The sequence below is a fragment of the Sinorhizobium sp. BG8 genome (assembly GCF_016864555.1).
Classification (GTDB): domain Bacteria; phylum Pseudomonadota; class Alphaproteobacteria; order Rhizobiales; family Rhizobiaceae; genus BG8.
In genome coordinates this window covers 2673065-2686823 of sequence record NZ_CP044011.1, presented here as the reverse complement: position 1 = coordinate 2686823, position 13759 = coordinate 2673065, and the positions used below count along the sequence as shown (strand labels likewise).

The 13759-nt window shown below is 60.5% G+C and carries 11 protein-coding genes; 5 read left to right on the top strand and 6 right to left on the bottom strand.

Translation table 11 applies throughout. The features are described from left to right. Positions 1-783 precede the first annotated feature (783 nt). Entirely contained in the window at positions 784-4608 is a 3825-nt protein-coding gene (locus F3Y30_RS12725) for a vitamin B12-dependent ribonucleotide reductase (RefSeq protein ID WP_203423071.1), read from the top strand. Positions 4609-5136: 528 nt separating this feature from the next. Then, positions 5137-6189, top strand: coding sequence for a proline racemase family protein (locus tag F3Y30_RS12720; RefSeq protein ID WP_203423070.1), 1053 nt, complete (start codon positions 5137-5139; stop codon positions 6187-6189). A gap of 5 nt (positions 6190-6194) precedes the next feature. On the opposite strand, the gene F3Y30_RS12715 is transcribed toward F3Y30_RS12720, so the two are convergent. Further along, positions 6195-6878 (bottom strand): GntR family transcriptional regulator, encoded by a 684-nt coding sequence (locus tag F3Y30_RS12715; protein WP_203423069.1) that lies wholly within the window; start codon positions 6876-6878, stop codon positions 6195-6197. Between the two features lie 178 nt (positions 6879-7056). Between F3Y30_RS12715 and F3Y30_RS12710 the strand changes: the two genes are divergently transcribed. Continuing rightward, entirely contained in the window at positions 7057-8088 is a 1032-nt protein-coding gene (locus F3Y30_RS12710) for a proline racemase family protein (RefSeq protein WP_203423068.1), read from the top strand. Between the two features lie 9 nt (positions 8089-8097). After that, a complete protein-coding gene (locus F3Y30_RS12705) occupies positions 8098-8298 on the top strand; it encodes a 4-oxalocrotonate tautomerase family protein (protein WP_203423067.1) in 201 nt (66 codons plus the stop codon). A gap of 168 nt (positions 8299-8466) precedes the next feature. Here F3Y30_RS12705 and F3Y30_RS12700 read toward each other — a convergent pair whose 3' ends face one another. Both F3Y30_RS12700 and F3Y30_RS12695 read right to left on the bottom strand, forming a co-directional pair. Then, entirely contained in the window at positions 8467-9225 is a 759-nt protein-coding gene (locus F3Y30_RS12700) for an SDR family oxidoreductase (RefSeq protein ID WP_203423066.1), read from the bottom strand. Positions 9226-9327: 102 nt separating this feature from the next. Next, positions 9328-9738, bottom strand: coding sequence for a cupin domain-containing protein (locus F3Y30_RS12695; RefSeq protein ID WP_203423065.1), 411 nt, complete (start codon positions 9736-9738; stop codon positions 9328-9330). Between the two features lie 365 nt (positions 9739-10103). On the opposite strand from F3Y30_RS12695, the gene F3Y30_RS12690 reads away from it, so the two are divergent. Continuing rightward, positions 10104-10463, top strand: coding sequence for a response regulator (locus tag F3Y30_RS12690; RefSeq protein ID WP_246752737.1), 360 nt, complete (start codon positions 10104-10106; stop codon positions 10461-10463). Positions 10464-10534: 71 nt separating this feature from the next. Here the strand turns inward: F3Y30_RS12690 and F3Y30_RS12685 are convergent, their stop codons facing one another. The 3 genes from F3Y30_RS12685 to F3Y30_RS12675 form a co-directional block, all read right to left on the bottom strand. After that, positions 10535-11173 carry a response regulator gene (locus F3Y30_RS12685; RefSeq protein WP_203423063.1) on the bottom strand — a complete coding sequence of 213 codons (639 nt, stop codon included), beginning with the start codon at positions 11171-11173 and terminating at the stop codon, positions 10535-10537. A gap of 207 nt (positions 11174-11380) precedes the next feature. Then, the gene (locus tag F3Y30_RS12680) at positions 11381-12016 is read right to left on the bottom strand and encodes a response regulator (protein ID WP_203423062.1); all 636 of its coding nucleotides are present in this window, start codon (positions 12014-12016) and stop codon (positions 11381-11383) included. A 94-nt stretch (positions 12017-12110) separates the two neighbouring features. Beyond that, complete coding sequence (locus F3Y30_RS12675) at positions 12111-13613, bottom strand: mechanosensitive ion channel family protein (RefSeq protein WP_203423061.1); 1503 nt, start codon at positions 13611-13613, stop codon at positions 12111-12113. Between the last annotated feature and the right edge of the window lie 146 nt (positions 13614-13759).

Genomic DNA, 13759 nt, shown 5'->3' with positions numbered 1-13759 from the left:
CCTGCCACACCCCTCCCCGGGGCAAAGCCTCGCCCCACGCGACACCCGCATAACGTTTATTCCAAACCTTCGCCGCCTGCCCGGCGACCGATGCACCGCTTCGCGGCCGCCATCCCCGTGTTCGTATGCGCGGGATCGCGACCCACTACAGCTTGTGCCATTTCGGGATAGGCCGAATCACTTTTCCCACAAGGCACAAATCCGAAGCGAGGGCCATGCCGACAATTTGCACCCATAGTTTTCCCCGCTGAAATCACAGGTGATTTTTTGGATCTGTGGCCATTCCGACCGCATCTCCATGACCCCTTCCGCTCAACCGCCTGATTTTTCAGGCATCGCCTCTGTCCCCAGTTTCCACAGCTCATCCACACAACATCTTGGGTTCAAAATTCCGACACAAACCACCCCTTGACGGAATCGGGCCCGATAGCGTTAATGGTTTCTAGGTTGCGAAGGCGGCTGGACCGGATTGGTTACGAGGCCGGTTCTCTTCAGGAAATCGCGTATGGTGCGCAAGTGGCATGGTGGATGAACCGCTGGCCGCGATGGGGTCCTTGCGCACGATTTTTTGATGCGCCGAAGCGACAGATGGGGCTGGCATAAACAAACTGTTAATACTATATTTAGTGTTTGCAGCCAAACTCAGCACAATATAGAGGGTCCCGACACGTCGGGCTTCCCGCACAAAACAAGACAATGGGGCTGGCTGCGAGGCATCGTGGCCGGACGGGATCATTGCGCCCTGCCTTCAGCGGGCTGCAGCAAGAAAAGGACAACGGGACCATGCGCATAGAACGTCGTTTCACGAAGGCAGGCCAATCGGCTTATGCGGAAATCGAATTCCGCAAGGCCGTCAGTGAAATCAAGAATCCGGACGGCTCCATCGTCTTCCGGCTCGCCGACATCGACGTTCCCTCCCAGTTCTCCCAGGTCGCGTCCGATATCCTTGCCCAGAAGTACTTCCGCAAGGCCGGCGTGCCCGCACGCCTCAAGAAGGTGGAAGAGAACGACGTCCCGTCCTGGCTGTGGCGCTCCGTGCCCGACACCGACGCCTTAAAGGCGCTGCCCGAGAACGAGCGCTTCGGTTCGGAAACCGACGCTCGTCAGGTCTTCGACCGGCTCGCAGGCACCTGGACCTACTGGGGCTGGAAGGGCGGCTATTTCGCTTCGGAAGAAGATGCCTCCGCGTTCCGCGACGAACTCGCCTACATGCTCGCCACCCAGCGCGTCGCCCCCAACTCCCCGCAATGGTTCAACACCGGCCTCCACTGGGCATACGGCATCGACGGACCCGGCCAGGGCCACTTCTACGTGGATCCCTTCACCGGCAAGCTGGTGAAGTCCAAGTCCGCCTATGAGCACCCGCAGCCGCATGCCTGCTTCATCCAGTCCGTCGAGGACGACCTCGTCAACGAGGGAGGCATCATGGACCTGTGGGTCCGCGAGGCCCGTCTCTTCAAGTACGGCTCCGGCACCGGCTCGAACTTCTCCTATCTGCGCGGCGAAGGCGAGAAGCTTTCCGGCGGCGGCCGCTCCTCCGGCCTGATGAGCTTCCTGAAGATCGGCGACCGTGCGGCGGGCGCCATCAAGTCGGGCGGCACGACGCGCCGCGCGGCCAAGATGGTCGTGGTCGACATCGACCATCCCGATATCGAGGAATACATCAACTGGAAGGTCAAGGAAGAGCAGAAGGTCGCGGCCCTCGTGACCGGCTCCAAGATCGTCGCCCGTCACCTCAAGGCGATCATGAAGGCCTGCGTCAATTGCGAAGCCGACAACGGCGATTGCTTCGACCCGACGAAGAACCCTGCCCTGAAGCGCGAGATCCGCGCCGCCAAGAAGGATCAGGTTCCGGAAAACTACGTTCAGCGCGTCATCCAGTTCGCCCGTCAGGGCTACAAGGACATCGAATTCAAGACCTACGACACGGACTGGGATTCTGAAGCCTATCTCACCGTTTCCGGCCAGAACTCCAACAACTCGGTCTCGATCAAGGATGACTTCCTGCGGGCCGTCGAGGCCGATGGCGAATGGAACCTCACCGCCCGCAAGGACGGACGCGTGATGAAGACGCTGAAGGCGCGCGAGCTGTGGGAATCGATCTCCTACGCCGCCTGGGCGTCGGCCGATCCGGGCCTGCACTTCAACACGACGATGAACGACTGGCACACCTGCCCGGCCGCCGGCCCGATCCGCGCGTCCAACCCGTGCTCGGAATACATGTTCCTCGATGACACCGCCTGCAACCTCGCCTCGCTGAACCTGCTTCAGTTCAAGGACGCGGCGACCAAGCGCATCAACATCACCGACTACGAGCACACCGTTCGCCTGTGGACCATCGTCCTCGAAATCTCGGTGATGATGGCACAGTTCCCGTCGCGCCAAATCGCCGAACTCTCCTACGAGTACCGCACCCTCGGCCTCGGCTACGCCAACATCGGCGGCCTGCTGATGTCGTCGGGCATTCCCTATGACAGCGCAGAGGGCCGCGCGATCGCCGGCAGCCTCACCGCCATCATGACCGGCATCTCCTACGCCACCTCGGCCGAGATGGCGGGCGAGCTCGGCACCTTCCCGAGCTTCGAGCCGAACCGCGACAACATGCTGCGCGTCATGCGCAACCACCGCCGCGCCGCCTATGGCGAGACCACAGGCTACGAGGCACTTTCGGTCAACCCGGTCGCCCTCATCCACAGCGAAAATCCGGACCAGGATCTCGTGGCCCACGCCAAGGCCGCCTGGGACAAGGCGGTCGCGCTCGGCGAGAAGCACGGCTACCGCAACGCCCAGACGACCGTGATCGCGCCGACCGGCACGATCGGCCTCGTTATGGATTGCGACACGACCGGCATCGAGCCCGACTTCGCGCTCGTCAAGTTCAAGAAGCTCGCCGGCGGCGGCTACTTCAAGATCATCAACCGCGCCGTTCCGGAAGCCTTGCGCACGCTCGGCTACTCCGAGAGCCAGATCGCCGAGATCGAGGCCTATGCGGTCGGCCACGGCAACCTCAACCAGGCACCCGCCATCAATCCCGGCACGCTGAAGGCCAAGGGCTTCACGGACGAGAAGGTCGAGGCGGTCAACGGTGCGCTGAAGAGCGCCTTCGACATCAAGTTCGTCTTCAACCAGTGGACGCTCGGCGCCGACTTCCTCAAGGAGACGCTGAAGGTCACGGACGCGCAGCTTGCCGACATGAGCTTCAACCTGCTCGAGCACATCGGCTTCTCGAGGAAGGACATCGAGGCCGCGAACATCCACGTCTGCGGCGCGATGACGCTCGAGGGTGCGCCCTTCCTCAAGAACGAGCACCTGCCGGTCTTCGATTGCGCCAACCCCTGCGGCAAGATCGGCAAGCGCTACCTGTCGGTCGAGAGCCACATCCGCATGATGGCGGCTGCCCAGCCGTTCATCTCGGGCGCCATCTCCAAGACGATCAACATGCCGAACGAGGCGACCGTCGAGGACTGCAAGAACGCCTATATGCTCTCGTGGAAGCTGGCGCTGAAGGCGAACGCCCTCTACCGTGACGGCTCCAAGCTTTCCCAGCCGCTCAACGCCTCGCTGATCGAGGACGAGAACGACGACGAAGCGCTCGAGGAACTGATCCAGGCTCCGGCCGCCGCCCAGGCCGTCGCGGTCACCGAGAAGATCATCGAACGCGTCATCGAGCGGGTCACGCGCGAGCGGGAAAAACTGCCGAACCGCCGCCAGGGCTATACCCAGAAGGCGATCGTCGGCGGACACAAGGTCTATCTGCGCACCGGCGAATTCGGTGACGGACGCCTCGGCGAGATCTTCATCGACATGCACAAGGAAGGGGCCGCCTTCCGTGCGATGATGAACAACTTCGCCATCGCCATCTCGCTCGGCCTGCAATACGGCGTACCGCTCGAGGAGTATGTGGAGGCCTTCACCTTCACCAAGTTCGAGCCGGCCGGCATGGTCCAGGGCAACGATGCGATCAAGAACGCAACGTCGATCCTCGACTACGTCTTCCGCGAACTTGCCGTCTCCTACCTCGGCCGCCACGACCTCGCCCATGTCGACACCTCCGACTTCGGCAACACGGCGCTCGGCAAGGGAATCAAGGAAGGCAAGACCAACCTGATCTCCACCGGCTGGACCCGCGGCCACAAGCCGACGCTGATCCAGGGCGGAAACAGCGGCGAACGTCAGCTCGGCGAGCCGAAGGGGGCTGCGACAGCAGCACCTGCCAAGGCATCGTCCGTCGGCAACGTCACGTCGTTTGCAGGAAATGCCGCCCGCAAGCTGGAGACGGCAACCGCCATCTCCACCTCCGAGATCGTCGCCTTCAAGCGCGACTACGAGGAGCGCGCGGCCGAACTCGCCGAAGAGATCGCCGAGGAGGCCCCGGAGGCCGCAAGCGAAACCCAGCAGTCCGTCACCGCCCTCTTCTCCGACAAGGCCCAGGCCGACGCGGCAGCGGCAAAGGCGGATGCCAAGAAGCTTGAGGCCGAGCGCCGCATGCGCTCGATCGCCCAGGGCTACACCGGCAACATGTGCTCCGAGTGCCAGAACTTCACGATGGTGCGCAACGGCACCTGCGAGAAGTGCGACACCTGCGGCGCAACCAGCGGCTGCTCTTGAGGGCTTGAGGTAGGCAGTCCCGTGACGCAGATTTGCGTCATGGCCCGTGATGTGCGTCTGGCAGACCTTTAGAAGCGCGTCTGAGCCAATACGGAACAAATTGCGTCGCGGTAGCTCCAGCGAACGCAGGCAAGAAAGGGACTTCTGCTAGCGGTGCAGATGTCCGGCCAATACGAAACACTTCCGCCGACACGAGTTGTGTCGGCGGAAAATGGCTTCAAGAACAAAACAGGAACACAGCGGTAGTCGTAAAAGCCGCATAGCTGACGCGCTAATTGCAAATTGGAAGGTCGCGACTATCGGGCTCGGTTTCTCTGGATACATGCCTCAAGTCTGCGGAACCCAGAAATGCCCCATATCGTCGCGGTCTCATTGAAAATGATCCAGACGAATATCGCAATGACAGCTGTGTACATTTTTCATTGACAGACGATTCTTTTAGAATACGTTATATCGTATACGATTTCGCTTGGCATCGCCCCGCCCGCGACGTCTGTTCATTAAACCGGTCAACTGAGGCGCAAACTTATGGCTTTCAAACGGACTCTCAATGCAGTGGATACACATGCCGGAACGCCGATGCGCGTAATCACCGGGGGTGTTGCTCACATTCCGGGCGCGAGTGTCTACGAAAAGATGAAGTGGCTGGAAGCGAACGACGACAGCCTGAGGAAGCTACTTCTCAGAGAGCCACGTGGCTATCCGGCTCACTGCTGCAATATTCTGGTTCCTCCAAACCACCCCGAGGCAGACGCGGGTTACATCATCCTTGAGCAGATCGAGTACCCGGTAATGTCGGGCGGGAATACGATCTCCGTGGTCACCGTTTTGCTGGAGATGGGAATTCTTCCCATGAAGGAACCTGTGACAGAGCTAGTACTGGAAGCCCCGGCCGGCCTCATCAGGGTCAAAGCTGACTGCGAAAACGGCAAGGTCAAACAGGTCACGTTTAAGAATGTGCCAGCGTTCGCAGCACATCTCGATGCAGTCATTGATGTCCCTCGCCTCGGGAAGGTGACCGTTGATGTTGGCTGGGGCGGCATGTTTTACGTGATCGCGGATGTTCGTCAGTTCAAGGGCCTGGAACTCATCCCGGAACATGGGAAGGAAATCGCCCGTGTATCCTCCATGATCAGGCAGGCAGCCATCGAACAGCTTCCGGTGGCACATCCCCATTACCCGGGGATAGGGATTACCATTTCGCAGCTTTCCGGGCCGACCGAGGACCCGAATGCGGACTGGAAGAACGCCGTTACCATGGCTTCCGGCGACTTCTCGTGGGACAACCCGTCTACGTGGACCGGTGCTCTGGACCGCTGCCCGTGCGGCACCGGGACCTGCGCGAAGATGGCCACGCTTCATGCTAAAGGCGAGTTGAATCTGAACCGGGATTTCCGCCACCAAGGTATTCTCGGAAACGTCTACACAGGCCGACTGGTAGAAGAGGTTGAGATCGGCGGGCATAGCGCCGTTGTCCCAACTCTCTCGGGCAGGAGCTGGATATATGGACTGAACACGATCGTCCTAGATCATGACGACCCGTTCACCGAAGGGTTCACGGTCGGAGACACTTGGGCTTGAGGTTCTCAGCCCTTCGCCTTCGATGTGCGCGGGAGATGCTGCAAGAGGGAACTGCACGCGCCCATGATGTGGTCGTGGACAAGGCTGGCCGCACCGTCAACGTCCCGCTTTCGGCAGAGAGCGAGGATTTGGCGGTGTTCGACATCAGCGGTGTGATGGCCCTTGGAAAGGGAAAGCTGGACACGGAGATAGCGTTCAATTCGATCATTCACGGACCTGATCGTGTTCAACAGGTAGGGCCGTTTGGCGTCCTCATAGAGACACGAATGGAACTTCCAATTCAGTTCAGCCCAATGTGCCGCGTTGTTCTCATTGGCAAATGCGTCGCAATAGGTTTGCGCTTTTTGGAACGTCTCTTCCGTCATGTGCGGGATCGAATAGCGAATTGCGCCCGCCTCGAGAAGTGCCCGGACCTCGAACACCTCTACGATCTCAGGCTCCGACAACGATGTGACGACGGCACCGCGATTTCTGTGAAAGGCAACCAGGCCTTCTGCTTCGAGCCGCTTCAACGCTTCGCGCACCGGAATCTTCGATACGTTGAAAAGCCGTGCGACGTCGTCCTGTCGGATAGGTTCGCCCTCGTCCAACGTGCCGTCCATGATCGAGTCGCGCACGAATTTCATGATCACTTCCGACGCGGAAGGGGCGGCACCAAGATTGATTGCACGATCAGCCTTCAATGGCATCGGTTCACCTTCGTAAGCAAGCACATGCACGTATCGCAGCCGATGAGCACATGTAAAGGGTTTGGAAATCTGGGAGCGCGAACTGGCTGCCGCGCGCACCACGATAGAATATCGTATACGAACATTCAATGAAGACCCTTGCTGGAGCACGGGTTGCGACGCTCAACAGGGAGCCCAAATGCGATCCTCCAAGATAGTCCACGTCGTTAACTGCCACGCTGAGGGCGAAGTCGGAGATGTTATTGTCGGAGGCGTGGCCCCTCCTCCCGGCGATACGATATGGGAGCAGTCGAGGTGGATTGCGCGCGATCAGACACTGCGCAAATTCGTCCTGAACGAGCCCCGCGGCGGCGTCTTCCGGCACGTCAACCTGTTGGTGCCTCCCAAGAACCCGAAGGCTCAAATGGGATGGATCATTATGGAGCCCGAAGATACCCCTCCGATGTCGGGATCTAACTCGATATGCGTTTCCACTGTCCTTCTGGACAGCGGCATCGTCCCCATGACCGAACCGATCACCAGGATGACGCTCGAAGCTCCCGCCGGGCTTGTCGAAGTCGTCGCAGAATGCAGGAACGGCAAAGCGGAGCGTATCACCGTCACCAACGTGAAAAGCTTCGCAGCGCAGCTCGACGCGACATTGGACGTTCCAGAACTCGGCAAAATCACCGTCGACACGGCATATGGCGGCGATAGTTTCGTGGTGGTAGACCCCGACCAGCTTGGCCTGGCGCTCGTCCCAGAGAACGCACGCACCATAGCCGAAACAGGGATCAGGATCACAAACGCGGCGAACGAACAACTGGGGTTCCTGCATCCCGAAGATACCGGCTGGAACCATATATCTTTCTGTTTGTTCGCCGGACCTTTGTATAGAGAGGACGAGCGTTTGAAAGCCCGATCGGTTGTCGCGATCCAGCCCGGGAAACTCGACCGCTCGCCGACAGGTACTGCTCTTTCGGCTCGATTGGCGCTGCTGAATGCCCGTGGGGTCCTAGCCAAGGGAGACACGCTGACGGCGGTCTCGATTATCGGTTCCGAATTCGTGGGAACCATAGTCGATGAAACGACCGTGGCAGGACAGAAGGCGATCGTTCCGTCGATTTCCGGTCGCGCCTGGATAACCGGCACGTCCCAGCTAATGCTCGATCCGGCTGACCCGTGGCCGGGCGGCTACAAACTTTCGGACACCTGGCCCACGATTAAGTAGGAATTTCAAATGCCTATTATCCGAGTTGAACTATTTCCGGGGCGGACGGAGGAGGTGAAAGCCAGATTGGCGCACGAGCTGACGGCAAGCCTGGAGCGTGTCGCTGGGGTGCCGCCGGAGGCCACGACGGTATTGATCACCGAAGTGCCGCCGCACCAATGGTTCGTGGCTGGAAAAGCTTATGGCTCTCCGCCCGCCGAGGCACCATAACTGCGGGCGACGCGCTGTACCACGACCAGTGATTTCTCGAAGCCTCCCTAAAAGAGGCGTTTTGGAGCACCGATATCGTGGATCCGCTTGCGAAGAATGGCGGATGTGGCCGACCTTCAACCAGGGCGGCCGGTGGCAAAAGCGTCCCGGCCGCCGGCGATTTCTTATTCAAGCTGCCGATTGGGTGCGCTGCCTGAACCATGTCTTGACGTCGAATTTCCCGAGCTTGGCCGGCCCGAGCGGAACCAGGGATTGTTCGTCGACGAGAGAGCCGAAATAGCGCGCCTCCTTGTCGACGACGACGGTGCGCGCATCATGGGTGGCGGCAAGATAGCCGGCGAGGAAATCGCTCATCGGTTTCTTTTCGGGACCGGCAATTTCGATTGTCCCGTTCAACGGTGCGGAGGTTGCAGCCTCGGAGACGAAGGCCGCGACGTCGTCGGCCGCGATGGGCTGGAAGGCGCCCGGCGAGGCGTGGACGGTCTGGCCGTCCGTCGCGCCGTCAATGATGCCGCTCATGAACTCCATGAACTGGGTCGACCGGATGATAGTGTATGGGACGCCACCCGCCTTGACGACAGCTTCCTGCGCGACCTTGCCCGGGAAATAGCCATTGCCGGGCGACCGCTCGATGCCGACGATGGAGAGGGCTACGTGATGGGGAACGGTGGCTGCCTTTTCCGCCTTGATCAGGTTGGACGTTGACTGCTCGAAGAACGAAAGCACTGCACTCGGCTCGAACGAAGGCGAGTTGGCGAGATCCACGACCACCTCGGCACCTGTGAGTGCGTCGGACAATCCCTCGCCCGTCAGCGTGTTGACGCCGGTCGCAGGCGACGCCTGCAGGACATCGTGCCCTTCCCGTCTCAGAATTGCGGCAACCTTGGTTCCGATCAGGCCCGTGCCTCCGATGATGACGACTCTCATGGCTAAGCTCCTTCTGTCAGAGAATTCTAGCGGCAGGACGATCCTGCTCTCGCGGAAAAGCTATGACGGCGAAACCTTCCGCCGTCGGTCACACCGACTTTCTCAATCGTCGAAAGTCGTCAGTTCCGTTTCGTTCGTGTCGACGACAAAGACCGCGAGCAGCTTCGCGGGCTCCGACTCGCTGGCGTTCGCGCTCACCCGATGATGGTCACCGGGTACCTCGATCCAGTTCTCGCCGACCTTGTAAACTTTGACCGGTCCATCGTTGATCTGGCTCTTGATGCTCCCTTCGATCACCGTCGCGCTGATAAACGCGCTCTTCGGATGGGTATGCGACGGGTTGTGGCCTCCCGGTCCGTATTCGACCAGAACTCCGCGCATGCTCTTGCCGGGTACATTCGGAAGCGCGTGGTCGAACACCAGGGTGACCTTGGCATTATAGGGCTTTTCTCCCGCCACCGCGGGAAGCGCGAGCATCGTCAGACCGAGCAAGCCATTCGCCAGTATTCGCATGGCATCTCTCCTCCTTGACCTGTTGGATGATGCTCATGATGCTATACGGCGCCCGCGGGACAGGCCTAGGTATACGTAGGTTATGTGGCTGCGCCGCGCTTATGCCTCCCCTTCCCGTCCCCTTGCCGCGACCGGCTGGGAACCGCCTGTCCAAAGCGATGTCAACGAGTAGCCACGTCGCTAGCAAACCTTAGTTTGCATTGACGCGAGCGCTGCCAAAGACCGACAATTGGGTTGTCTTCAACATGCGGGGAAATGTAACTCTGCCGGAAGTCCAGCCTTTCGCCTCACGACCGAGTCGCCGATGGGCGCCGGTGCAACCAGGTAGAGAAGCACATCGTTGACCTCACATGGAAATACTTCCGATGCTGATTGCCATAATCGATGACGACGAAGCGGTTCGGGTATCATTGCTCGACCTGGTGGAGATGTTTGGATACGCCGTCGAGACGTTTGCATCCGCACCGGAATTTTTGAGCTCGCCACGGATCTCGGAGACGCGATGCCTTCTCCTGGACATCTCGATGCCAGGAATGTCCGGCGTCGATCTCTACAGGGAACTGAAACGCCGGGACATCAGAATACCTGTGGTGTTCATGACGGGGCACGCCCAGGATGCACTCGTTCGCGAAGCGAAGCAGGCGGGCACATGCCTGTTCAAGCCATTTGCCGGCGGCGAGTTGCGAGCAGCCATCGAGCAGGCGGTCCGGACGGACCCCGCATGAAGCTCAGGCGACGACATGGGGCCGACCCCGCGGGGCTGCCCCAACGTCGAGGCGTCAGAACCCCTGCATGCTCAGTTCTTTCGGAGCTTCTCCACTTTTCGCACAAGGTCGGCGAGCGATCGTGTCTGCATCTTGCGCATGACGCTCATGCGATGCAGCTTCACAGTCATCTCGCTGATCCCGAGCTCATAGGCGACCTGCTTGTTCATCAGCCCGCTGACCACGCCGAACATCACCTGCTGCTCTCTCGGCGTCAACGTGTCTGCGAGCGCCCCGATATGGTCGCGCTCGGCTTCCAGTTTGCGCCTCTCGCCATCCAACCGGATGGCATTGCCGACGGCGGCCAGCAGGTCGTGCGTGACGAACGGCTTGGTAAGAAAATCGCACGCGCCGGCCTTCATCGCTCTGACGCTGGCTGCGACATCCGCATGCGCGGTCAGGAAGATGACGGGCATGCGGCTTCCAGTCGAGGCCAACCGGCTCTGTACGTCCAGGCCCGTCTCTCCCGGCATCCGGAGGTCGATCACGATGCAGCCGGGTCCCGTCGTATCGACGGTGGCCAGGAACTCGGATCCGCTCGAATAGGCCGAAGCCTGCCAGTGCGTAACCAGAAAAAGATCGAGCAAGGCCTCACGCATATGCTTGTCGTCATCGATGACGTACACAACCGATTCCACCACTCGATCAGTCTCCATCTCAAGGCTTTCCATGGCTGATCCTCCGCGTTGCCCGGCAATCTGCGCAGTCCCAGGAATGTGGAGGGCGAACCTCGCGGATGGACTGCGGCGGCCGCGGAGGAAATCTATCACGGGTCCTCGACGCTGGGACCGTAAACCTTGGTTTACTCCGCAGGTGCCGTCGGGCCTGGCAAGGCCCAGCGCCAAAAGGTTCGGAAGCCAGGCAACCCGCAACGCGCTCTAGGCGCGGCGGTTGACCTCGTCGAAGATACGCACGACATCGGCGATGGATCGGGCGTCCAGCTTCTTCATCATCCGGCCCCGGTGGAGCTTGACCATGATCTCGCTTATCTGCATCTCATGTGCGATCTGCTTGTTCATCAACCCTTTGGAGACGTATCCGAACACCTCCCTTTCGCGCCGGGTGAGTTTCTCCACGAGGGCGTTCATCTGCAGGCTCACCGCATCCCTGGCCCGAAGTTCGGCATTGTGTTCGAGCGCCTGTTTCGTCGCCTGCATCAGGCTTTCCGAGCTGAACGGCTTGACCAGATAGTCAAGCGCTCCCGCTTTCATAGCGGAAACGCTGGTCGCCACGCTGGCGTTTCCGGTCATGAAGATGATCGGCAGCGGAAATCCGAGCTCGGTCAGCTTCGCCTGAAGTTCGAGCCCGGTCATGCCAGGCATCCTGATGTCGAGGAGAATGCAGCCGGGCTCAGAGAGATCGGCATGCTCAAGGAATGCGCCTGCGCTTTCGAAGCCTGCCGCCCGCATTCCAATGGCCTCAAAGAAACCGAGGAGCGCCGTCCGCAGGTCGGTATCATCGTCGATGACATGGATCGTCGGGATGGACTGCTGTGGATCTGCTGCCTCAGGCATGTGGCCCTCTCGGTTCTGCAGGACGGGAACAATACCACGAGGTCACCCGCCGGTCGCGATCGCCGGCCGGGAAATGACCCCGCGCCGCGTGTAGTCAGTGTCGCGATCGGGCCGGCTCCCCATGGCTCCTGTGCAGTCGAAACATCGATCGTATCCTCTTCAGAAGGTCCGACGTTCTGCCATCGTCCGTATTGGTCGGTGTCAGTCGTCTCTCGCCGAGACGGTTCCGGCAGGCCAGGTTCGCTGCCAGGTCTTCGGCGAGCTCTGGGCGCTCGATGAGCAAGGGCGCGAACGCGTCCTTGTCGATCTCGTAGACGACGACACGCGTGACGGCCTGCAGCGTGTGCGTTTCCTCCAAGCCGGCCAGCAGACCCTGCTCACCGAAAAAGTCCCCCGGAGCCAATCTCGCAACCTCCTCATTGTTCGTCTTCATGGCGACGATACCCGACCTGACGATCATGAGACGTGTCAGGACATCGCCGGCGCGAACGATTTCCGCCCCGGCTGAGAACGTCCGTTGTGTTGCCAGGGCCGCGAGAGAGATGCGCTCATCCCTGTTAAGGATGGCAAACGTCGAAACGGCCTCGACAAGCCCCAACGCCTCCGGCGTCGGGTGCTCGGCCATTTGAACGCTATCCTTCGAAACGACCACGGCTTCCGGCGGCATCGCCAATTCCAGACCGCTGGCCTTGCAGTGACGATAGACCAGATCGATGACCTCGTTGCGAGCCTCGCCACGCTGCGCGGGGCTGGTCACGCGGAACTGCAGTTCCACGGTGACCGCGCTCGCGTCGATGGCCGTCAGGACGACATACGGGCTCGGTTGCTTGACGATGACGTTGCTGCTTTCGAGCACGTCACGCATGACCTCCACGATCGTTCGGGGCATGCGCGTTGGAGCGACCCGGATGGGAAGCGTGAGCTGATGGTTCTCGTCGGGCTGGCTCACGTTTGTCAGCCCGAGCTTGGCGAGCACGCTGTTCGGCAGCACCACGACGTTATGGGCGCCGGTCAAGAGATATGTCGAGCGCCAGTTGCTCGCCACGACCCTCCCTTCGGTGCCGTCCGTCAGGGAGATCCAGTCCCCGATGACGTACGGACGCCCCAAGGTCAGGGCGATGCCGGAAAACATATCGCTCAGAGTATTCTGCAGCGCCAGGCCGAGGATGATTGCAATCACGCCGGATGTGGCCATCAGCGTGCCGACGGGAACGCCGAAAACGAAGGCCATGATCGACAGCGACACGCCGAGATAGACGGTCGCGACGATCAGATCCTGGATCAGCCTCGCCTCTCTCGGCCGATGGTCAAGGACGATATAGATGCGAACGAAGCCGATCATGGCCCAGGCCAGATGGATCCACCACAGGACCTTCGCGAGAAGGAGCAACGCGCTCGCGCCGTCGATCCCGCTCGGATCGTAGTGAAAGGGAGAGGCTCGGGCAAAGCTTAGCACCGCCGTCATAACCGCGAAGAACGCGATCTGGACAATCAGCCGGGCGGTGGGGCGCGACCGCCCTTGCAGGTGCCATGCGATAATTCCGGCGATCCCGAGCAGGCTGATAATCAGCGGCAGGAGGGGGACGTCATGACCCATGTCAAACCTCACGGGAGCAGGAGCTCGGGTGCTTGAGCCGGATGGCGGCGGTTGGAAGATGCAGCCCTGCCGCCTCGATCCGGCAACCCCCACCGGACGGTTGCAGGCTTTCTTGCGGCCGAGCGAGGACGAAGGATAGTCAAGAA